Source organism: Streptococcus iniae, from assembly GCF_030732225.1.
Taxonomy (GTDB): domain Bacteria; phylum Bacillota; class Bacilli; order Lactobacillales; family Streptococcaceae; genus Streptococcus; species Streptococcus iniae.
In genome coordinates, this window is the sequence record NZ_CP132230.1 from 149118 (window position 1) to 172125 (window position 23008).

A 23008-nucleotide genomic window follows, 5' to 3' on the forward strand; every position below is an offset into this window, starting at 1 on the left:
ATTGGAACTAAGGCAGTTTTTTAGGATTGTAAAATAAAAGCTGTGCAACCCAATTGGTGAACAGGAACCAAGCCGAAAGCTTGGTAAAATGCCAATGTCTTTGGAGAACTTTCTGTTAATAATTGGATGTGATAACATCCTTTATAGGTATCTAAGACCAATTGCAATAAGGCAGAGCCGATTCCTTTTCGATGATGACTTTTTAAGACAATTAAATCCTGTACCACAACGAGTGAGTGACCATCTCCTACCACTCTGATAAGCCCAACTAAATGCCTCTTTTCATAGGCGCCATAGATAGCTAAAGAATGCTCGTAAGCTTTAGCTAAACGATCAGGTTTTCGAGTGTAATTGGTCCAATTGGCATCATGGTAAAGTGCTAGCATTTCGGGGCTTAAGTGATGTGGACATTTTTTTAGCAGTAAATCCAAGAAGAGAACCTCCCATATGTTTTGCTATTATTCTACCATTTTTTTCGAATAATAAAGTAGGAGGATAGAAAATGTATAATAAAGTCGTAATGATTGGCCGCTTGGTTGCAGAACCAGAATTAATAAAAACAGCAAAGGATAAGTCTATTTGTCGTGTTTCACTAGCAGTCAATAGGCGTTACAAAAATGCTGATGGTGAAAAACAGGTGGATTTTGTCCCAATGATACTTTGGGGGAAATTAGCTGAGACACTCGTTTCTTATGGCAGCAAGGGAAGTTTGATGTCGATTGATGGTGAATTGCGTACAAGACGCTATGAAAAAGAGGGCAAATCTCATTTTATGATGGAGATTTTGTGTCAATCTTTTCAGTTATTAGAAAGTCGGGCACAAAGAGCCATGCGGGAAAACAATGCTGACAATGAGTTAGCAGACCTCATTTTAGATGAGGAAGAATTACCTTTTTAAAAAATAAATTTTTTAACCATTGATTGCTTTATAAATGGCCTTAAATCAGTCTTTTTGAGAAAGATTCATTGTCAGAAAATTGCCAAAAAACAAAAAATAAGAGAATTTTCCAAGAAGAAAGGCTTGACACCCTCATTGAAATACATTATAATTTAAAAAAATTAAATCAAAAGGAATTGGAGGTGCTGGCATGATACTGGTAAGCACAGCTCAAAACTTGAATAAGCGTTATTACTTTAGCTTCTTTAGATAGTGTTTGTAGTCATGGCAATCATGGATACAAACACGTTGAACGTTAAGTTTGTATCTATGAGGCTAAGGACTTTTTGAGTTGTTTGTCCACATAGATAGTAAGAATATCTAAGTGGACGCCATACAGCACCTTTTTATTAGTGTAGTGTATTTGTGTAAGACCATTTAGATAGATTCTAAATGGTCTTATTTTTGTGTTTGAAAAGAAAAGAGGAAAAGTGATGAAAAAGAAACGTCTGATGTTAGCAGTATTAACAGCCTTTATGGTGCTACCTTTGGTAGCTTGTCGTAAAGAAGGAGTCGCTGATAACAGCAAGGTCTCTATTGGGATTATGCAATATGCAGAACACCCAGCTCTAGACAGTGCTCGTGAGGGCTTTATGGAAGCCTTAGCAGAAGGAGGCTACAAAGAAGGAAAGAACTTAAAAGTCACTCTCAAAAATGCCCAAGGAGAACAATCTAACCTCCAAACCATGGTAGAACAATTAGCCGGGAAAAATAATCTTAATTTTGCCATTGCAACGCCAGCAGCGCAAGCCCTGTTAAACACGGATCCGGAGACGCCAGCAGTTTTTACAGCAGTCACTGATCCTCTTGCGGCAGGCTTGGCTAATTCTTTCCGTAAACCAGGAAAGAACATGACAGGTTCTATTGATGCAACAGAAGTTTCAGATCAAATTGACCTCCTCATCAAGGTAGTGCCAAAGGCTAAGAGGGTCGGCATTTTTTACAACTCCAGTGAAGTCAACTCTGAAGTGCAAGCTAAGGCAGCGCGTAAAGTCCTTGAGAAAAAAGGAATGAAAGTCGTTGAAAAAACAGTAACAACAAGTAATGATGTGCAACAAGTAATGACCAGTCTAGCTAGTCAAGTTGACGCGGTTTACTTGCCAACAGACAACACCGTAGCCTCAACAGCAACAACCATTGGTCAAGTTCTAAAAGATGCCAAAGTCCCAGCTCTAGGCAGTGATGAAGCTTACCTGCAAGCAACCTTATTAACATCAGGAGTGGATTTCAAGGCTATTGGAAAATCAGCCGGCAAACAGGCCCTAGCCATTCTCAAAGGGGAAAAAGCAAGCGACCTGGCTATTGTGAAACCCCAAAAACCACTTATTGCAATCAATGAAGATATGGCTAAAAGCCTTGGCAGGAATGTAGCTGAGCTAAAAGCCCTCGTGAAATAGACGGAGAAAACAAATGAAAAAAGTAGCCTATGTAATGACCATCGCCCTAACCAGTTTGACACTAATAGCTTGTCGAGCACAGGAAGAATCAAAAGCGCCAAAAGACAATGTCACCGTAGGCATTTTGCAGTACATGGAACATGATTCCTTGAGCGCAGCCCGTAAGGGATTTGAAGAAGAATTAGCAGCAGAAGGGTATAAAGAAGGGAAAAACCTCAAACTAAACTACCAGAATGCCCAAGGAGACCAAGGCAACCTTCAAACCATTTCTGAAAAGTTGGTTAAGGACAGCGACCTGATTTTAGCCATTGCAACACCATCAGCACAGGCCTTGGCCACTGTTTCAACACAGACACCGGTGGTCTTTACAGCTGTTACAGATCCTTTGTCAGCTAAGCTTGTCGAAAGCCTTAAAAAGCCAGGTGGCCTCTTAACAGGAACAAGTGACCAGGCACCTATTGATAAGCAGGTTGCTCTCTTAGGACAGGCATTGCCAAAAGCTAAAGAAATTGGCATTTTGTACACAAGCAGTGAACGCAATTCAGAAGTCCAAGTAAAAGAAGCTGAAAAAGAACTCAAAGCAGCTGGCTATAAAGTCACCAAAAAAGGCATTTCAAGCTCTAACGATGTTCAAGATGCAGCAACAAGCCTTATGCAAACAGCAGATGCTCTTTTTGTCCCAACAGACAATACCATTGCATCAACCATGACCATGCTTGGTCAGCTTTCTCTTGAGCACAAGGTGCCAATCATTGGTGGTTCAACAGATATGGTTGACCAAGGCGGCCTCTTAACTTATGGAACTAATTATAAAGCTTTAGGCAAACAAGTTGGTAAACAAGCTGTGCAAATCTTAAAAGGCAAATCACCAGCAAAAATTCCTGTTGAAAAACCAGCAAATGTTCAAGTACATGTCAACGTCAAACAAGCTAAAGCCTTGGGGATTGACGTATCAGGCTTATCAGAGAAAAAATAAGGAGATCTCATGACACTCATTCTATCAAGCTTATCACAGGGCCTACTTTGGTCAGTTATGGCCATTGGGGTTTACATCACCTTTAGGATATTGGATATAGCTGATTTGACAGCAGAAGGGTCTTACCCTCTTGGCGCAGCCATTTGTGCTACAGGAATTGTATCAGGCGTAAATCCGCTTCTTGCCACGCTAATGGCCTTTGGTGGAGGCTTGCTTGCAGGTTTAATCTCTGGTTTCATCCATACCAAACTTAAAATTCCCGCTCTCTTAACAGGGATTGTCACACTGACTGGACTGTACTCTATTAATTTAAAAGTACTGGGTAAGGCTAACGTGGCTCTCTTAGGGCAAAAGACCTTAGTCACACAACTTTACGACCTAGGCTTCACAAAACTGGCTGCCGTCATTATCTTGGGTGTGCTTGTCACCTTAATTGTGATTCTTTTACTCACTCTCTTAATGAAGACGCAAATTGGTTTAGCTCTGCGATCTACCGGAGATAATATCCCTATGAGTGCTTCTAACGGTATTGACACCGACAAAATGAAGATTTTGGGCTACATGATTTCAAATGGCTTGATTGCGCTTTGTGGGGCGCTTCTTAGTCAAAATAATGGCTATGCTGATTTGAACTCTGGTGTTGGAACAATTGTTATTGGTCTTGCTTCAATCATCATTGCTGAAGTGGTTATCCCTAACCTATCAATTGGTTGGCGCTTGTTATCCATTGTGCTTGGATCCATCATTTACAGACTGATTATCTTAGCAATTTTATCTATTCCAGGGATGGATGCTGACTTGGTTAAACTCTTCTCAGCTATTCTACTTGCGACAGTTCTCTTTGTTCCAGAACTACAGAAAAAGTTAAACATTCACAAGCCCAAATTAGAATAGGAGTTATTATGTCACCATTATTAGCATTACAAGAGATTCATAAAGTTTTTGAAGCAGGAACTGTCAATGAGAACCATGTCCTTAGAGGGCTCTCTTTAGACGTGGAAGAAGGAGACTTCATCTCAATTATCGGAGGAAACGGCGCCGGCAAATCAACCTTGATGAACACACTAGCAGGCACACTAAGCATCGATTCAGGCGACATCTTACTGGAAGGAAAGTCCATTAAAAACCTCTCTGCCAACAAACGAGCTCGTGACATTAGCCGTGTTTTTCAAGATCCCAAAATGGGAACAGCTTCGCGCTTAAGCATTGAAGAAAACATGGCCATTGCTTACCGTCGTGGAAAAAAACGTGGACTTGGCTGGGGCGTTAAAGAAGAGGACCGCAAAGTATTTCAAGAGTCACTGAAAGAATTAGGATTGCATTTAGAGAATCGCCTCAAGGTTGATACTCAGTTCCTATCAGGTGGACAACGGCAAGCTTTGACGCTGCTTATGGCTTCGCTAGAAAAACCAAAGGTCTTGTTGCTTGACGAACACACAGCAGCCTTAGATCCCAAAACCAGTGATATGGTCATGCAATTAACAGATAAAATAGTTAAGAATCACCAGCTGACAACTCTTATGATCACACATAACATGGAAAATGCAATTGCATATGGTAATAGACTTGTGATGTTACACCATGGCAAAATTGTGGTAGATGTTAAAGGCAAAGCAAAAGAAAACCTTACTGTCGCTCAACTCATGGAGCTTTTCCACCAAAACAGTGGTCATGAACTGACAGATGATGCTCTTGTTTTAGGGTAATCAAAAAGCCGACTCTAAGGGTCGACTTTTCAAAACAGACGTCTTTGGCGATCTGTTTTTTTATGATTTGAGACCTAATGCGCGTAATTTGGCATCAACCAGTTCTAAAACCGTTTTTAAATCATCAGGATTTTGAACGAAGTCCAATTGGTCGCCATCAATCTTCATCTTAGGAGAGACATCATAGCTATCATACCAACCTGGGTATTCATCGTGAACTTGGCTGTAGTAAGCCTCTAAGTCAGGATTATCATCCGTCTGTTCAAAGTCACGGCCACGTTTTTGGATACGCTCTAACATCTTGTCAAAAGACACATCAATATAGATGAGCAAGTCAGGGCTTTTCTTAGGCATGCCATCTAGTTCTTCTAACATATTAGCTAAAAGTTCTTTGTAGATATCGAGTTCTGTCTCAGACACATTACCATTTTTGTAGTTAATGGTCAAAAAGAGCTCGTCTTCAAAGATAGAACGGTCAAGGATATTATTGTCGGCTTTATAGGCCTCTTTAATGGACTTAAACCGTTTGTTTAAAAAGAAAATTTGCAATAAAAAGGCATATTTCTTAGGGTCTTGGTAGTAAAGGTCTAACACAGGGTTATTGTCTACAGCTTCGTAGAAAACTTCTGTTCCCAAATGCTCCCCAAGAGCAGCAGCAAGAGAGCTTTTACCAGCTCCAATTGTTCCGGCTAATACAATCAACATGATTCTCCTTCAGACTTCTAACGAACTTGGTCAAAAATAGCTTCAACTTCAGCCAAGGTATCGGCGCGTGAAACAGCACTACGGACTTTAGCAGCACCAGCAGTCCCACGAAGGTAGTGAGGAGCCAAGCCACGGAATTCACGAACAGCAATAGTCTCACCTTTAAGGGCAATCAACCGTCGCAAGTGATCCTCTGCGATGTCTAGTTTCTTAGCAAATGGTAAATCTGGTAATTCTTGGCCAGTTTCAAAGAAGTGGTTAATTTGGGTGAAAAGATAAGGATTGTTCATAGCTGCGCGACCAATCATAACGGCATCAACGCCAACTTCTTCAATCATGTATTTAGCATCTTGAACATTACGCACATCTCCGTTACCAATAAAAGGAATCTTTGTAATGGCATTTGAAACACGGGCCAAAGTTTCATGGTCACAAGTTCCTGTATACATTTGCTCACGAGTACGACCGTGCATGGCTAAGGCAGACACCCCAGCAGCTTCAGCAGCAAGGGCATTTTCAACAGCTAGTGAGCTATCAGCCCAACCCGTGCGCATTTTGACAGTCAGAGGAATGTCAAGTACTGAGGTCACTTCTGAAACAATGTGGTAGATTTTATCAGGATCACGCAACCATTTTGCACCAGCTTCGTTTTTGACCACCTTGTTAACAGGACAGCCCATATTGATGTCAACGATATCTGCTTTGGTGTTTGTTTGAATGAAGTCTGCAGCCCGCTTTAGGCCTTCAGCATCCCCACCAAAAAGCTGGATAGACATTGGGTGCTCTGTTTCGTCAATATGCAACATGTGCAAGGTTTTTTCGTTATTGTAAAGGAGTCCTTTTTCAGAAATCATCTCCATTACAACCAAACCAGCGCCAAATTCCTTAGCGATGGTTCTAAAAGCTGAGTTTGTTACCCCAGCCATAGGAGCTAAAACAGTGCGGTGTGGGATTTCAACAGTCCCAATCATAAAAGATGAATTAAGCTTTGTCATTGATAATCCCTCTCAAATCATTCTCATTAAAGGTATAGGTTGTCTGACAGAATTGGCAGACAATTTCAGCGCCATGGTCTTCTTGAATCATCTCTTCAAGATCACTGGTTGGCAGGGTCATAAGGGCTGATTCAAAACGCTCTTTACTGCAGTCGCATTGGAAACTTAAGGGCTCTTCTGATAGGCGTTTATAAGGCTCATCGCCATAAATAGCTGAAAGAAGAGCTTCAATATGGTCTTCTGACTCCAGCAAACTTGCAATAGAAGGCATTTCTTGCAGGCGTTTTTCATAACGGGCAATTTCTTCCTCAGAAGCACCAGGCAAGACTTGCACCATAAAACCACCAGCCACCTTAACCTGGTCCTTGTCATCTAAAAGAACATTAAGACCAACAGCAGATGGTGTTTGCTCTGATTCCGTTAAATAATAAGCAAAGTCTTCGCCAATCTCTCCTGAAATCAATGGAGTTGTTGAGGTGTAGGGATTACCTGTTCCGTAATCAATGATCGTGACAAAATGGCCATTTCCCATAAAGGGGCCAACAACTACTTCGCCAGTCGCTGTTTTTTTGATATCAACACCAGTATTTTGAATGTAACCTTTGACATGACCTTTAGTGTCAGCCACAGAAATGACATGACCAAAAGAAGAGTCCCCGATGACCTTTACTGTGATTTTGCTGTCACCTTTTTGGTTGGCTGCCATGATTTGGTTGGCAATCAAGGTACGGCCAAGGGCTACGGTAGATGATGATAGGGTCTTGTGTTTTTCTTGAGCAGTCTTAACAGTCTCAGTGCTGTCAAGAACAAAGGCTCTAAAAGAGCCAGATGCTGCTAACGATTTAATAATTTTATCCATAGCTATTATTATAGCATAAAGCTCCGATGCTTGTATTGCCTGTGGTCTGTATTTGTCGAGATCATTTTACGACGCCATAGGGAAACCCTTACAATTAATTTTTCCCAAAATTTACAAAAAGAAATGAAAAAAATGGGAAAAAACAGGAATCAAAATACTATTTTAATTTTTCAACAAATGATAAACTTTAAAAAGTTGTTCATTATATTGTATACAATTTAAATCATCGACTTAGTGAATCTTGCTAGCCTTGATTCTTTTAAGCAAGATGTGTCCTTGAAGTGTTTCAGAATAATGAGGTCAGACTAGAATTAAAAAGAGAGACAACTACAGTAGTTATGGAGAGAGACATGCTAAAACAAAAACACCAATATCAGGAATCGTCACGCCAAACTCGGGTAAAAATGCATAAATCTGGGAAAAATTGGGTGCGCACGGTTGTGTCAAATATAGGCTTATTGCGTTTCTTTAAGGGGCTTGCAACACAAGACATTAAGGTTCAAGCGCTAGAAGATGATATCCAAAAACATTCCCATGCTGTCAGCCTGCTAAGAGGGATAGCAGCCACCGGTGCCATGCTTGGTGGGTCATTGGTCTTAGCAGACCATGTTATGGCTGAAGAAGTCACAGGAGCTACAGAGCAGCCCCTAACCATGACTGATACTGTTACAATGGATACGGTTACTGTCACAGAAACAAGCCCAAGCACTACAGAAACAGTCAAAGACAATCAAGAAAGGAGCTCCTTATCAAGCTCAGAGAGCCAGTCACAATCCCTGTCTAACAGCGAAAGTGCCTCAGCCTCACAAGTAGCCCTAGCCTCAGAAACAGCCACACCATCCCTCCTTCAACCAAGAGCCATGGTTTCAGCAGCAACCCAAGGATCTTTTGAACCAGTTCCACTTGCATTAGCAGCAGAAGCAGAAACAGAAACTCCTAGCGCAATAGCGACAACAGGAAAAGATGTGACTGCTAACATATCAAATCCTATGGTTACTTTTAGCGATTCTAATCTTATTGAGATGGATAAGGGCGGGTATGTTAGTACGAAGTTGAATTTTTCTATTCAGGATATCTCGCCAGGAGATTTTATATCAGTTTCGCTTTCTAACACTTTAGATGGACATGGAATTAGTCTTAATGAAATAGAATTTCCTATTTTAAATGAAAATAATGAATTAATAGCTGTAGGGAAATATGACGATAGTACTCATAACATTAAATATATTTTTACGGATATAGTTCAGCCACATTCAAATATCAAAGCTTCGGCTGAGTTAAGTTTATTTATAGACGATCAGACAATTCCTAATACAACTTCAAATGTTAAAATTTCTTTAACTTTAGGGAATCAGATATTTGAAAAAGTCGTTGATGTTAAATATGAAATACCCTTACAACATGGGAATTATAATGTTGATTCAAGAATTATAAAAGCTAATTTTACCGATTTTTCATTTAAATATGTTACGCAAATAAATCCATTAGGAAAATTGATTTCAACTTCAAATTTTTCTCCGTTAGTAAGTGTAATTCAAAATGCTGATCAGGATAGTCATATAGATTTATCGAAAGTTAATTATAAAATTTATAAATTAATAGGTTCAGATTTACTATCCGAAAGTATGAATGAAGATTATTTGAATACTAATAAGTTTGAAGATGTTACTCAAAATTTTAGAAGCGAATTTAATTCGGAAGCCAATGCAAGAGTTATTTACTGGGACAAATCATATATTCAAGAAAAATTTATTATTGTTGTTGAGGGTTCAGCTGAAAAAGATAGTAAAACTTTAAGTGTATCAACAACAATAGAACCTCTAAACAGTTATTATCAAGAGGGAGTTAAGTATGCTGCAGGAGTTAGATTGTACGGTAGCTCGGGTGAAGGAGTAGTTGATTATAATTCCCAATCGCAAAGTCTATCAAACTCAGAGTCGGCTTCAACTTCAATAAGAGAAAGCCAATCACTTTCAGAGTCAGTTTTAACATCAGCTAGTCAAAGTAGCTCAATGAGTGAGAGCATGTCAACTTCAGAGTCGTTTTCAACCTCACGAAGTGAGAGTGCTTCAGCCAGTGAGTCTATGTCGACTTCAGAATCTGCATCAACGTCGCAAAGTGAAAGTGCTTCAAGCAGTGAGTCCATGTCGACGTCAGAATCGGTCTCAACGTCGCAAAGTGAAAGTGCTTCATTAAGTGAGTCTATGTCAACATCGGAGTCAGTCTCAACGTCGCAAAGTGAAAGTGCTTCAGCTAGTGAGTCCATGTCAACATCGGAGTCAATCTCTGCTTCACAAAGTGAAAGTTCTTCATTAAGTGAGTCCATGTCGATTTCAGAGTCAGTCTCAACCTCACAAAGTGAAAGTGCTTCAAGCAGTGAGTCCATGTCGACGTCAGAATCAGTCTCAACCTCACAAAGTGAAAGTGCTTCAATGAGTGAGAGCATGTCAACTTCCGAGTCAATCTCTACTTCACAAAGTGAAAGTGCTTCAATGAGTGAGTCCATGTCAACTTCTGAATCTACATCAACCTCACAAAGTGAAAGTGCTTCAATGAGTGAGAGCATGTCAATTTCAGAGTCATTTTCAACCTCACAAAGTGAGAGTGCCTCAGCCAGTGAGTCTATGTCGGCTTCAGAATCAGTCTCAACATCGCAAAGTGAAAGTAGTTCATTAAGTGAGTCTATGTCGACCTCAGAATCTGTCTCGACATCCCAAAGTGAAAGTAGCTCAATGAGTGAGAGCATGTCGGCTTCAGAATCAGTCTCAACTTCGCAAAGTGAAAGTGCCTCAGCCAGTGAGTCCCTGTCGGCTTCAGAATCTGTCTCAACCTCACAAAGTGAAAGTGCTTCAAGCAGTGAGTCAGTGTCAACCTCAGAATCAGCCTCTACTTCACAAAGTGAAAGTTCTTCATTAAGTGAGTCCCTGTCGACCTCAGAATCAGTCTCAACCTCGCAAAGTGAAAGTGCCTCAACCAGTGAGTCCCAGTCAAAATCAGAGTCGGTCTCTAGTTCACAAAGTGAAAGTGGTTCATTGACTGAAAGTCAATCAAGTTCAGAATCAACCTCAGTTTCAAATAGTACAAAAGTTTTTAACAGTCATAGTCTATTAAGTTCATCTTCGACTTCATTAAGTGAGTCCATGTCAACCTCAGAGTCAGTCTCTAGTTCACAAAGTGAAAGTGGCTCAGCTAGTGAGTCTCTATCGACCTCAGAATCTGTCTCAATCTCGCAAAGCGAAAGTGCCTCAATGAGTGAAAGTATGTCTACTTCGGAATCTGCATCAACCTCACAAAGTGAAAGTGCTTCAAACAGTGAGTCCCTGTCGACCTCAGAATCTATCTCAACATCGCAAAGCGAAAGTACTTCATTAAGTGAGTCCATGTCGACCTCAGAGTCAGTCTCAACCTCACAAAGTGAAAGTGCTTCAACAAGTGAGAGTATGTCGATGTCAGAATCAGTCTCAACTTCACAAAGTGAAAGTGCCTCAATGAGTGAATCTATGTCGACTTCCGAGTCAATCTCAACTTCACAAAGTGAAAGTGCCTCAATGAGTGAATCTATGTCGACTTCAGAATCAGTCTCAACGTCGCAAAGTGAAAGTGCCTCAACCAGTGAGTCCCTGTCGACGTCAGAATCAGTCTCAACCTCGCAAAGCGAAAGTGCCTCAAGCAGTGAGAGCATGTCAGTTTCTGAGTCAATCTCAACTTCACAAAGTGAAAGTTCTTCACTAAGTGAAAGCACATCACCTTCAGAGTCGACGTCGATGTCATCAAGCAATAGTGATTCGACAAGTCAAAAGCCTATGCATTCTGAAACAGCTAAAAAAGCAGCACTTCCACATACTGGAGACAATGCTTCTCTTGCTAACTTAGTCGGTGTCGGTGCATTGCTGGGTGGAGCTCTCTTGACCAAGAAGAAAAAAGGGAAAGCCTAATTTTTCTTACTATAATGACCACAAAAACATCCTCTTATATGACTATAAGGGGATATTTTGTTAGTGTCATAAAAAATGTTGTGCAATATGCTGTTGATAGTGCTCTTCTTGCAAGCAGAGAATCTTATGTTGGATTCTATTAAGGTGCTCATGCGGGTTCACATAGTCAAAATGCGTGACATAACTTCCCTGTGCTAGCTCCTTTTTTACAAATGGAATCAAGTCCTGATGCGTAATCACAAGATCAGGCGAAGCCTGTTTAATCTTATAGATATCATCTGCCAACGAATAGTAAGTCGAAAAAGAGATCGTCTCAGACGATAAGTAATTATCGAGATATTCCCTGATCAGCTGGTCATTAATAGCATCACTTGTGATTAAGGTGACTTGAAGCGGTGCTAAAGTGTTGCGAAGCCATTGCTCAATATGGCTGCAAAACAAGAAAAAGTAGTGCTGATTCAGTGACGTCCTGTTATGTTGACCTAACCAGTCAGTGACAATAGGCCTAAGAGCAGCCACAACCTTGGGATTGCCCGGATAATGATCTGACGAAAAATAATGGGGTTCAGGAATAAACTGCTGCACATCTAAAATGAAATACCTGGCAAAAAAGATAACAATTTTTAGTAAACGGTCATCATTTTTCGGTGCCAAAGGCAGCAAGTCTGAAACAGCCTGGTAAAGGGAAGCAAAAGCAGGATGGGATTTAAAAATCAGCAAGAGTTGCTCAGTATGCCCATCTGACCATTTTTGAGCAGCAAAAGAATTAGCAGCCGTCAAATGAATCAACAAGAGGTAATCAAAATCCCTTTGTCCAAAACGAATCTTGTAGCGAGGTTCAATAATCTGCTTTGCACAATGGTGAATATCCTCGTAGACAAAGAAGGTTTTTAACTGCTTTAACATTTCTGAAGGTGGGTTTTCAACCCCCTTGTCATGCCGTTTCCAAGAAAGGGCCAACAAAATATCATAAAAGACAAAGGACTCAGATAAGGTTTCAGAAGCCCGTAAGTTGGTTGAGCCTGTAAATAAAAATTCACGGATAACCATCTTGTCTTTAGCTGTCAATTCACAGAGTTTAAGACCAAATTTCGACTGCAAGAAAGCAATGAAAAATCGAATCCGATACTCTTCCCCACAGATGCTTGTTTTAGACAGACCTAGCCCAAACTCTTGCAAAAGAGCAACAATGGTTTCACGGGTCCTATAAGCAGCAGAAGTGGATAAAAACCGTTCCTTGGTAAAGACCCCAAGGGGTTGTTTTGCCTCATCATTTGTCACTAAAAAAGTGAGCATTTGCAAAACTTGTGACTGATTGTAAATAGCATGTAAAAAAACAGTTTTACTGACGGAGCTGAACTGGCAAGTAACCAGACCTTTGTCAATATTAACCCACAGTTTTCCAGTAAACATAGCACTCAAATGGGCCATGTATTTCTTAACCTGTGAAGCAGACAAAGCTGTTTTCAAACTAAGATCAGCTAGAGAAATCACTGGGCTATTAAACAACACCTCCAGCAGATTTTTCTTATCTAAAATTTTTTGCTCTAAATAATGTTCAATCAAAAGAGCTCTCCCCTCTTAAAATTGCCAGTAGCCCTAAAGCCTGCGACTACTGGACAGTTCTCCATTAATCATTTTACAGAAGTGCCACTGATAAAGCAATGGCACAAATAAGATAAAAGCAGTAAAAGAGAGTTTGCTAATGCTGCCACTCGAACAGTTATTGAACAAACTCACTCTTACCCCTTAAAACAAGATAAGTCACGGGCTTTTCAAGCCCATATTCAACCTATCAAGCAATGCCAATTCACAGCAAGTCCCCTCTTACTGGAATTCTTTTTGCAGATTTTCCCGCAGATACTTATTAAGACGTGACAAGGCTAAGCTTGGCACTAACTGGCTGAAATAGTAGACGGAAACATCTGTCATCTCCTCCAAAATGGTGTCTGTCAAGACCAAATCAAAGTTTCTTTCAATATCCAGAGTCTTCAAATCATGCCCCTTAAAGAGAGTAATCTCAAAAAATTGCCCCAAGTAGGCCTGTAAAAACTGCCCCACATTATGAGATCCCCTCTCGACAATCAAAAGACGGTGTTTTTTAATCTGATGACTCAAATGCAAAAAGAGATTGTCCCAAGAAATCAACAGAATATAAGCCAAATGCTCAAAATCCTTATCACTAAAAGGATGGCAATAGGGCTCAAACACCGTTTTCAAGCGTTTTTCAATCTCCTGATACAGCTTAGGGTAATCCGATTTAAAATAATCCAAGTAATCCTGACGGTAGTCATAGATTAAAAAGGCCTGATGCTGATCCCAAGGACCAAGCAAAAGCGCGTTATGAAACATAGCCGCCACTTGCTTTTGATTGGTGATAGCCAGCCCAAATGTTTCTTCCAAATGACCAAGTGCTTCAAGAGCCACAGTCAGTTTATTCTGAGAGGCCTCTTCAATGTCAGTTTCTTCAAACAGCAAGCCCTCCTGTAAATAATCCCCAAAAATCTCAGACAAGGTCTCCGCAGACAGGGTCAAACCAAGAGTATTTTCTAACTCCGCAAAATCCTGCCCCAAAAACCAGTCCAGACTCTTGTCAAAAAAGCGCCCCGTTCGGTAGCCTTTTTGCAGACGAAGAAGGTTAATGGCTGTTAAAATTTTCAGATGATGGTACAGGGAGAAATCCTGCTCAGCCAGTTGCCCAAGAGGTGACTTCTCTAATAATTGGTCAACCAAATCTTCTTCCAAGTAGCCTGAAAAAGGCCAAACGTGTTGGTCATAGGCTTCAGAAAAATAGCGCAGGTAAAACAAACGAATAGAAGTCTCGTCTCCGCTTAAAGCAAGCTCTTTGATGTCAATGACAAAATCATAATGAGCATCTAAATAGGTGTTGGTCTTTTTGAAGAGGCGTTTTAGCGTTGATAAACTGATAAAAAGCTCTTCAGCCAAGACGTCAACCGAATCAAAGTCACTCAGGAAAAGCTCCTCTAACAGGCGTAGGCCATTAGATTCCAAAATAACCGATTGGTAAAGTTTACGGGCACCAAATTGTTCCTCAAATTGAACTTTTAGGTGTGAATAAATATATTGGACATCCTTGATTTCAGGAAATGCTTGTAAGGTAGCGATTTCTGTTTGAAGCGTTAAAAAAGAACAATTGAGCTGTTGACAAATGCTCTTGTAATCACGCAGAGTCTTTTGCTTTTTCAAAAGCATAATAAGTTTTAATTCTCGAACTTGTTGACTAGTAAAAAGTCCAATATTAAATGGCATACTACCTCCTCAGTAGCAATGAAAAAGCCATTTTCATTGCTAGATTATTAAGTTATGTTGAGCTTTAATGTGAATATTTCGAGTGGAATTACTTTAATACATTAACTTAATTACCAAAAGATGTCAAATAATAAAAACTTCATTTTTTTCAGGCCTCTGTATATTTTCAAGGGATTGTGTCTTTTAATTAGGAAGAAAAGCTTCTAATTTGGCGATTTTATTCAATTGTTGAATAAAATCATAAAAGATGATTTTTATTTGATGTGTAAAATTATTTATAATAATCCCTGTGTCTTTATGTGAAATTTCAAGTTAGAATTGCTGTGATATATCATGGCTTCAATAAAAAAACAATGACATATTTGTCATTGACAGAAAATAAAAAAAGAGAAGGAAAAACCCAACTTCTCTCTAAAACAGATAATAAAAACTATTTTTGGACAGTTTAATGCTTATGCTTAAGCCATTAAACCGGTTTTTAAATGGGTGTTGCAAAGACTGGACTTCAAATTAACAGCTATCTCCCCTATAATGAAAGTGACTTTTAATGTGAACGTTTTCGAAAAAGGGTGGAAGAAGGAAAAACCTTTTAAGAGGTCAGTTTAAAGCGGTTTTGGATCTTATGTTTAAGATGCTTATTGAGTTCCGCTAAGGCAATGCTTGGCACCAACTGACTAAAGAAATAAACATCGACCCCGTCAATCTGCTCAAGACTGACATCTGTTAAGACGAGATCGTATTTGCCTTCAATATGTGCTTTTTTGATGTCCATTTCTTGGTGAATGGTAATGTCAAAAAATTGTCCTGCAAAGCCTTGTAAAAATTGCCCCACATTGCAAGAACCCTTTTCAATGACCAAGAGTTTTTGCTTGCTAATGGCATTACTTAGTTGCATGAAAAGGTTATCCCAGTTAATTAAAAGGACATAAAGCATGTGATTGAGGTCTTTGTCTTGCATGTCGACGCCTTTCTTATCATAAGTCGCTTCAATGCTATCACAAAGAGACTGCCATAAATCTGGGTAGTTGCTTTTAAAGTAGTCAAGGAAGGGTTTACGGTAATCATAAATCAAAAAGTTTTCATAAATATCATAGTCCCCAAGAATGGTTGCATTGTGTAAGTGACGGCAAATCTCGTCCTTGTTTGCGATTTCTAGGGGCAATCCCTTTTCAATAGTAAGCATAAGTTGGCTCCAATCATGGAAGTCAACTTTTTGATTGTCCTCATCGGCTAGAGGAATCTTTTGGAAATTAACCATGACATCCTCCAAAAAGAAGGCAGAGAACATTTCAGACAAGGCCAGACAGTTAAGGGGTTCTAGAAAGTCTGTTTCAAACTTGTCATGCAAATCAGTAAAAGCAGACTCATCCTCTAGTTGGTGGCAGAGGTCTTGAGCTAGGGGATAAACGTCATTGACACGGTAGCCTTGCGAGAAGCGCACCAAGTGGACGCCAGCCATGATTTTTAAATGGTGCAACAGCGAGTAGTCAATTGGGGCATCCAGCTGTTTAGCACTGAGGTGAATCAGGTCTTCAAGAGCACTCTCGCTAACCAAGTCGTCAAAAGGCCAATCATGTTTGTCATAGGCTTCTGAAAAGTACTTGAGGTAAAAGAGTCGGATTTGCTTTTCATTGCCCACGATACTGAACTGTTTAATGTCAATCTTACAATCAAAGGTTTGTTTCAAGTAAGTGTTGGTTCGTTTAATCAGACGCTTTAAGGTTGATAGGCTAATAAAGAGGTTACTAGCCAGTGTATCTAAATTGTGGCACTCATTAAAGAAGAAAGATTCCATCAAGCGAAGGGTCGGTGCGTCAAGCAGAACAGACTGGTAGAGTTTTTGTGGGCCGTAAGCTTTATGGTAATCAATGGTCAAATGAGACTCTATATAAGGAAAGGAAGAAATTCCTGGAAAGGTGCTTAAGTGGGCCAACTCAGATTGCAGGGTGATAAAAGAGCAATCCAGTTGACGGCAAATGGTTTTATAATCAAAAGCCTCTTTGTCTTGGCTCAGTAATTTAATGAGATTAAGTTCTCGGAGTTGTTGGGTGGAAAAAAGATCTTTTTTACTTGGCATGCATCTGCCTCCTGCAGGAATTTTTTGGCCTATTAAATAGGAAGAAAGTGTTTAAAATTGCTCATAAAAATGTAACTATTTTAATTATAACTATTATAACATTTAATAAAAGGTTATAAGCTAAAAATACCATTAAAAAACTGGGCTTTATTCTCATTTAAAACTCATATATACTAATTTTATAGATTGACCCAACTTGCCCTCAAAGAGCAGCAAGATTGCAATCATAATATTAGGAAGAAAATAAGGAGAACCCTAAACATGGCTAAACAAATCAAAGCCCGTAAACATGCCTTGCGCAAAATGATCACATCAGCAGTCCTTGCCGGAACAGCAATCACAACCATCGGTGGTGCAATGGGAAGCGTCACAACAGTAAAAGCGGATAGTGATAGATTAACCTTGGAAGAAAAAATGGAAGCGTTAAGAAAGGTAGTTACTAGAGAAGTATTAATAGGTTATGCTAATAATAATCCAAGATTTGGTTTTTGGATGTCGTTACAACAATTAGAAAAAGAAATTGATAAAACCCAACGTTTAACTTGGGAAAATAAAAGAATGGAAGAGACTCTAAAAAGTAAAGTTGAAAGAATTAATGAAGCTGGAGTGCTCTTATCAAAGAAACAAAAAGATTTAAATGAAGCAGAAGCAAAAATTACAGATCTTAATTCAAAACAAACGGATTTAACAAATCAAAAAGAACAAGTAGAAAAAGAATTAAAAGATACTAAAGATAAACTTAAAGATTCGATTGCTAATGCTTCAAGGATTGCTGAGCATGAAGCAATTCGCTCAGCAGGTCTTGAAAATCAAGTGAAATCATTACGTGATGTAACAAAGTCACTTGTTTCAACTATCAATACTTTGACTAAAGAGTCAGCAACAATTAAAGCTAAAATGGCTGAAATTCAAGAAGAGGCTAATAAAAAAATTGCAGCAGTACAAACAGAATTAGAAAATATTGATAGTGAAAATCAAAGCCTATCTACAGCTAACGAGCAATTAAAAGCAGATTTGGAACAAGCTGCACGAGAATTAGATACGCTTCAAAGTTCTTACTATACAGTAGAAAATGAAAAGGCTGAACTTCAAAAACAATTGGCAGAAAAAGATGCTAAGATTGCGGAACTTGAAGCAAACAACACAGAATTAACAGCAACTGTTGCTGATTTGACTAAAGCATTAGAAGCGGCTAAGAAAGAAGCAGAAGAAAAACCTGCTCTTAAAGCTAAAGTTGCAGAATTAGAAAAAGCTCTTGCAGAAGCTAAAGGTTTAGGGACTAAAGTTGCAGAACTTGAAAAAGACCTTGAGAAAGCACAAGCAGAAGCTAAAGACCTTGAAACTAAACTAGCAGAAACAAAAGCTGAATTGGAAAAAGTTCAAGCTGAAAAAGCAGAACTTGAAGCAACTATTGAAAAAATGAAGAAAGAGCATGCTGAAGAGCTTGACAAACTAAATGCTCTTCTTGCTGACAAAGAAAAACTTGTGGAAGCTTTGAACAAAGAAATCGAAGCGCTTAAGAAAGACTTTGACGAAAAATCAAACCATTCTGCACAAGAAAAAGCTAAGTTCCAAGAAGAACTGGAACGCCTCAAAAAAGAATTGGCTGCTAAGATCAACATGCCAATGGGCAACACCAAAGGCATGGCAAACGCTGCTGGAAACGCGCAAACTCCAGCTAACAACGGTCAAAACAACGCTGTTAAGAACCAATTGCCATCAACAGGTGATAAAGCAGGTAACCCATTCTTCACAGCAAGTGCTATCGCGGTTATGGTTGGAGCTGGTACTCTAGCATACGGCCGTAAACGCAAAGAGGAAGAATAAGCTTTCCCTTGCAACCTTTTCATAGACACACCCCCTATAAGTCCACTGGACTTATAGGGGGTTTTGACATTCAAAACTCCTACTGATGTCAGTAGAAGTTGTGGGGGAGCTTAATTGTTAATGTCTTCTTGTGTGGTGCGGCCTTGGTCTAGGAGGGCTTGGACAATTTTTTGGTCCCTGAGTTTGACAGAGTCATTAATGGTTTCAGCTGACTTGATGATAGCGTGTTCTAATTGGCTGCGTTTTTGGCGGCCGCTATCAATGGCTGCGATAATGCCATTGTTTTGGGTCACTAAGCTCTCTGCCAATGCAGTGACTGACTGGATTGAAAGGGTGGTGCCTTGGGCTGATTGTTCCAGTTTTGGAATAGCTTCCTTGCTGGTTTCAGCCAGCATTTGCAGTGCTGCATTGTTGGCATTAACGATAGCATCAGCGGTTACCCCAGACTTAACCGACTGTTGCAACATCCCAAGTTGGGCAATGGCTAATTTCATGGTTGGGATTGTGTTGCGACGGAGCATCCCTAGTTTTTGGCGCATGTCAGAGGACACTTTGACCAGATTCCGCATTTGCGGAGTGGTTGCCCAGGCCACATACATACGGCTCAGGTACTCGGTGTGTTGTTGCTCTAAGGTGTTAATCACTTCTGTTGTACGGGCTAACTGGTTGCTGATTTTTTGGTATTGAGGAGTAGTAGACTCTAGTGTCGAGAGTTCTTCTTGAAGAGCGACTGCCCGTGCTGAGGCTTCTTTTTGGCTGGCTTCGACAAAGGCGATAACCCCAACCAGGTTTTCGATAGACTTGGTATTGTCTTCAATCAAGAGTTCTGCCGAGACAATGTTGCGAGCTAGTGTGTCTTCTTGTTTGACAACGGCAGCAGCCATGCCGTCTATTTTTTGTTCAATGCTTTTAGAATCAAAGTAGAATTCTTGCAGGCTGTCCTTGCTTTGTTTGAAGAGTTTTTGCAAAAGGTTTGGTTTCTTTTCCAAATCAGCAGGGCTAGCATCCTTGTACTTTGCAATAAAGCCATTTAGTTCTCTGTTTGTATTTTTAAGTAGGTCATCCACCTGCGGGATTTCCAATTTTTTTTGCTCACTAAGGATATGGTTAACAGTAGCATTAACCCCCTCAACGGCAGCTTGCCCGAAATCTAAGAGGGCATTTTGGTCGCTCATAAAGTTATCCACAAGGGCAGGAACCTTAGCGGTGATGGCCTCTTGTTGTTCTGTGGATAATTTGTCAAAAAAGGCAACTTGGCCTGTTTGGTTTGTGGGTAAGTCGGTGATGATTTCAGTGGTTTTATCGGTTTTGCTTAAACTGCTGTTGGCAATAGCGTCAATATCAAAATTAAAGTCACTCATAGGGATCTCTCTTTCTATAGCTAGTTTCTAGGGTCCTGCATCATGCGCAGGCTAACTTCAAAGTCTTTTAAGGCACTCTCATTGAGCTTGCGCAGGTTTTCATCCAAGTCTAAATCAAACGTCTTGATAGCTTCAAGCGCCTTGTCCAAGCGTTCTTGAGCATTGTAGTAGTCTTTAGGTGACTCCTTAATCTGCAAATAACCTGTCAAAATATCATAAAACTGCTGCATGCTACTGTTGTGGATGGCTGTTAACTCTTCGGTGTTATCGGCTTCTTCAAGTTTTTTCAGAATCCGTTTATGATCGGTTTGCACATTATGATAGAATGCTTTCAGTTCTGGTGCAATCTTGTCAATCTGCTGCTCAAATACCGCACCGCTGTCCAGCTCTTGCTCGATTTGCAAATGCTCTAATTGCAGTAAGGTTTCCACTTTGACTTCATCAGCTTTGCTATTAATCCGGTCAAAGACCTCTTTAGGCAGATGTTCTTTGAGTTGATAGGACTCTGATTTGATGTTTTGGAGTTTGTCCAAGAGGTGTCTGGCGGTCAACTGAAAGTTTTCGGTGTCCTTGTTTAGGATGTAGTCGCTGAGCTGGCGCTTCTGACGGTCTGCTAGATGAACCGTATCTTTGAGCTGCTGAATCCGTTTTGCCATGTCTTGGTTTTGCAGGTAGCTTTGCCGTTTCCGGACACCCCTAAAGGTGACACCCAAGCCTACCATGGCAAAGAACAAAAAGCCATCTGCTAGTAGTTGACTCAGGTTAATGATGATAATGCCGTAAACTAAAAACCAAAGCCATCTGGGCATTTTAGGGATAAGACGAATAATGGGGTCGAATTTTTGCATTTTTGTTATCTCTTTCTTGCAATCTTTTGGGAGGGGGAATTCCCAGTCTCTACCCATATTTTACCTTAAAAAATGCTTTTCTAAAAGGAATTACCGTGATTTTGAGGGGGGTATGAGATCATTTTTAGGAACTTATGACTTGATGATTGGCAAGGGTGATTTCTTTAATGTTCGGTATTTTCTTTTTGAGTGTGGGGAATCGCTGTCACATTTATTTTTTTCCTGAATATTATTCATATGCATGGCATTATTTATCATTTTTTGCTATAATAGAGTGTAAGACAAACCAGCAGGTGAGATTCCTGCCATGTTTTTCAAGAAAGGTGAAGGCCTCTGCCTCTAGGCAAGCCTGTATCGTATATATGACATCAGTAGTAGTAGTTGGTACCCAATGGGGTGATGAAGGTAAAGGTAAAATCACAGATTTCTTGTCTGCAGATGCAGAAGTGATCGCGCGTTACCAAGGTGGAGACAATGCGGGGCATACCATCGTTATCGATGGTAAAAAGTTCAAGTTGCATTTGATTCCCTCAGGCATTTTCTTCCCTGAGAAAATTTCTGTTATTGGTAATGGAGTGGTTGTTAACCCGAAATCATTGGTTAAGGAATTGGCTTATCTGCACGAAGAAGGTGTAACAACTGATAACCTTAGAATTTCAGACCGTGCCCATGTTATCTTGCCATACCATATCAAGCTTGATCAATTGCAAGAAGAGTCTAAAGGCGATAACAAAATTGGAACTACTATCAAAGGGATTGGCCCAGCCTATATGGATAAGGCAGCACGCGTTGGTATCCGCATCGCCGACCTTTTGGACAAGGAGATTTTCGCTGAGCGTTTGAGAATTAACCTAGCGGAGAAAAACCGTTTATTCGAAAAAATGTATGACAGCACAGCCATCGATTTTGACGCTATCTTTGAAGAGTACTATGCTTACGGTCAAGAAATTAAAAAATACGTCACGGATACTTCAGTAATCCTAAATGACGTGCTTGATTCAGGTAAACGTGTTCTTTTTGAGGGTGCCCAAGGGGTTATGCTTGATATTGACCAAGGGACTTACCCATTTGTAACCTCTTCAAATCCTGTTGCTGGTGGTGTAACCATTGGTTCAGGTGTTGGTCCAAGTAAGATTGACAAGGTTGTTGGGGTATGTAAGGCCTATACTAGCCGTGTTGGTGATGGACCATTCCCAACGGAATTGTTTGATGCTACTGGGGAACGTATTCGTGAGATTGGTCATGAGTACGGCACAACAACAGGTCGTCCGCGCCGTGTCGGTTGGTTTGACTCTGTTGTCATGCGCCATAGCCGTCGTGTGTCAGGGATTACCAACCTATCACTTAACTCTATTGACGTCCTTTCAGGACTTGACACGGTTAAGATTTGTGTGGCTTACGACCTCGATGGTGAGCGTATTGATTACTACCCAGCTAGTCTTGAAACCTTGAACCGTTGTAAACCAATCTATGAAGAGCTTCCAGGGTGGTCAGAAGACATCACAGGAGTTCGTAGTTTAGAAGACCTACCAGAAAATGCCCGCAACTATGTTCGCCGAGTTGGTGAATTAGTAGGTGTACGCATCTCAACTTTCTCAGTAGGCCCAGGCCGCGAACAAACAAATATCCTTGAATCTGTTTGGGATAGCATGTAAGCATAAGTAAAACTGGAGATAAAATCACTTTGTCTCTGGTTTTTCGTTTGATTCATGTCTTGTGGTAAAGCAAATCAAAAAGAGAGGTAGATTAATGGGTCACAAGGTTTTTAACATGTCTTTTCACTCCATTTATAAGGCTCTAACAGCTAAGGTTGAGCGTAAAGGCGCAAGCGCCAAAGATGTGGATGCGCTGATAGCTTGGCTCATGGGGTATTCCTTGGCGGAAATAGCAGAGCTAAAGCAAAGCGAGTTGACCTACGGAGCCTTTTTAGAACAGGCACCCGCCTATAATAGCTATCGCAAAAACATCACTGGAAAAATCTGTGGCCAGCAGATTGAGACCATAACAGATGACAACATGCAAAAATTACGGCAACTAGACAAACTAGTGGACTGGCTAGCCAAAGGCAAAAGTGTCGGCGAAATCAAAGACAAGTATGAAAAGTAAAAAGAGCCG

At 40.3% G+C, this 23008-nt stretch carries 18 protein-coding genes; 9 read left to right on the forward strand and 9 right to left on the reverse strand.

What is annotated here, in order from left to right; translation table 11 throughout:
- Positions 1–20: 20 nt before the first annotated feature.
- Positions 21–431 (reverse strand): GNAT family N-acetyltransferase, encoded by a 411-nt coding sequence (locus tag Q9317_RS00910; RefSeq protein WP_003098834.1) that lies wholly within the window; start codon positions 429–431, stop codon positions 21–23.
- Between the two features lie 71 nt (positions 432–502).
- On the opposite strand from Q9317_RS00910, the gene Q9317_RS00915 reads away from it, so the two are divergent.
- From Q9317_RS00915 to Q9317_RS00935, 5 genes are all read left to right on the forward strand, one after another.
- Positions 503–898 carry a single-stranded DNA-binding protein gene (locus Q9317_RS00915; RefSeq protein ID WP_003098836.1) on the forward strand — a complete coding sequence of 132 codons (396 nt, stop codon included), beginning with the start codon at positions 503–505 and terminating at the stop codon, positions 896–898.
- Between the two features lie 473 nt (positions 899–1371).
- Positions 1372–2334 carry an ABC transporter substrate-binding protein gene (locus tag Q9317_RS00920; RefSeq protein ID WP_003098839.1) on the forward strand — a complete coding sequence of 321 codons (963 nt, stop codon included), beginning with the start codon at positions 1372–1374 and terminating at the stop codon, positions 2332–2334.
- A 13-nt stretch (positions 2335–2347) separates the two neighbouring features.
- Positions 2348–3310 carry an ABC transporter substrate-binding protein gene (locus Q9317_RS00925; RefSeq protein ID WP_003098841.1) on the forward strand — a complete coding sequence of 321 codons (963 nt, stop codon included), beginning with the start codon at positions 2348–2350 and terminating at the stop codon, positions 3308–3310.
- A gap of 9 nt (positions 3311–3319) precedes the next feature.
- The gene (locus Q9317_RS00930) at positions 3320–4204 is read left to right on the forward strand and encodes an ABC transporter permease (protein WP_003098842.1); all 885 of its coding nucleotides are present in this window, start codon (positions 3320–3322) and stop codon (positions 4202–4204) included.
- A gap of 8 nt (positions 4205–4212) precedes the next feature.
- Positions 4213–5016: an ABC transporter ATP-binding protein gene (locus tag Q9317_RS00935; protein WP_003098843.1), complete on the forward strand. Its 804-nt coding sequence runs from the start codon at positions 4213–4215 to the stop codon at positions 5014–5016.
- 60 nt (positions 5017–5076) lie between these two features.
- On the opposite strand, the gene Q9317_RS00940 is transcribed toward Q9317_RS00935, so the two are convergent.
- Genes Q9317_RS00940 through hslO form a run of 3 tightly spaced genes read right to left on the reverse strand, consistent with a single transcriptional unit; the run spans position 5077 to position 7575 of the window.
- Positions 5077–5721 (reverse strand): deoxynucleoside kinase, encoded by a 645-nt coding sequence (locus tag Q9317_RS00940; RefSeq protein ID WP_003098844.1) that lies wholly within the window; start codon positions 5719–5721, stop codon positions 5077–5079.
- 17 nt (positions 5722–5738) lie between these two features.
- The gene (gene dusB, locus Q9317_RS00945) at positions 5739–6716 is read right to left on the reverse strand and encodes a tRNA dihydrouridine synthase DusB (protein WP_003098845.1); all 978 of its coding nucleotides are present in this window, start codon (positions 6714–6716) and stop codon (positions 5739–5741) included.
- The gene (gene hslO / locus Q9317_RS00950) at positions 6703–7575 is read right to left on the reverse strand and encodes an Hsp33 family molecular chaperone HslO (RefSeq protein WP_003098846.1); all 873 of its coding nucleotides are present in this window, start codon (positions 7573–7575) and stop codon (positions 6703–6705) included. The genes dusB and hslO overlap by 14 nt, the downstream gene beginning before the upstream one ends.
- 350 nt (positions 7576–7925) lie before the next feature.
- Here hslO and Q9317_RS00955 point away from each other — a divergent pair, with 350 nt between their 5' ends.
- The gene (locus tag Q9317_RS00955) at positions 7926–11510 is read left to right on the forward strand and encodes an accessory Sec-dependent serine-rich glycoprotein adhesin (RefSeq protein ID WP_003098847.1); all 3585 of its coding nucleotides are present in this window, start codon (positions 7926–7928) and stop codon (positions 11508–11510) included.
- Between the two features lie 66 nt (positions 11511–11576).
- Here the strand turns inward: Q9317_RS00955 and Q9317_RS00960 are convergent, their stop codons facing one another.
- From Q9317_RS00960 to Q9317_RS00970, 3 genes are all read right to left on the reverse strand, one after another.
- Complete coding sequence (locus Q9317_RS00960) at positions 11577–13076, reverse strand: helix-turn-helix domain-containing protein (protein ID WP_003098850.1); 1500 nt, start codon at positions 13074–13076, stop codon at positions 11577–11579.
- A gap of 261 nt (positions 13077–13337) precedes the next feature.
- Entirely contained in the window at positions 13338–14780 is a 1443-nt protein-coding gene (locus Q9317_RS00965; protein WP_121791479.1) for an AcpB/EbpR/MafR family transcriptional regulator, read from the reverse strand.
- 589 nt (positions 14781–15369) lie between these two features.
- The gene (locus tag Q9317_RS00970) at positions 15370–16857 is read right to left on the reverse strand and encodes an AcpB/EbpR/MafR family transcriptional regulator (protein WP_016355769.1); all 1488 of its coding nucleotides are present in this window, start codon (positions 16855–16857) and stop codon (positions 15370–15372) included.
- Positions 16858–17118: 261 nt separating this feature from the next.
- On the opposite strand from Q9317_RS00970, the gene Q9317_RS00975 reads away from it, so the two are divergent.
- On the forward strand, positions 17119–18684 hold the full coding sequence (locus tag Q9317_RS00975; protein WP_003098865.1) for an LPXTG cell wall anchor domain-containing protein: 1566 nt from the start codon (positions 17119–17121) through the stop codon (positions 18682–18684).
- A 110-nt stretch (positions 18685–18794) separates the two neighbouring features.
- On the opposite strand, the gene Q9317_RS00980 is transcribed toward Q9317_RS00975, so the two are convergent.
- Both Q9317_RS00980 and Q9317_RS00985 read right to left on the reverse strand, forming a co-directional pair.
- Positions 18795–20045, reverse strand: a complete 1251-nt coding sequence (locus Q9317_RS00980; protein ID WP_305981562.1) for a toxic anion resistance protein — start codon at positions 20043–20045, stop codon at positions 18795–18797.
- Positions 20046–20065: 20 nt separating this feature from the next.
- Positions 20066–20893 (reverse strand): 14-3-3 family protein, encoded by an 828-nt coding sequence (locus Q9317_RS00985; RefSeq protein WP_016355773.1) that lies wholly within the window; start codon positions 20891–20893, stop codon positions 20066–20068.
- Positions 20894–21255: 362 nt separating this feature from the next.
- Between Q9317_RS00985 and Q9317_RS00990 the strand changes: the two genes are divergently transcribed.
- A complete protein-coding gene (locus Q9317_RS00990; RefSeq protein WP_003098869.1) occupies positions 21256–22548 on the forward strand; it encodes an adenylosuccinate synthase in 1293 nt (430 codons plus the stop codon).
- A gap of 94 nt (positions 22549–22642) precedes the next feature.
- Positions 22643–22999, forward strand: coding sequence for a DUF2200 family protein (locus Q9317_RS00995; protein ID WP_003098870.1), 357 nt, complete (start codon positions 22643–22645; stop codon positions 22997–22999).
- The last annotated feature ends 9 nt before the right edge of the window (positions 23000–23008 follow it).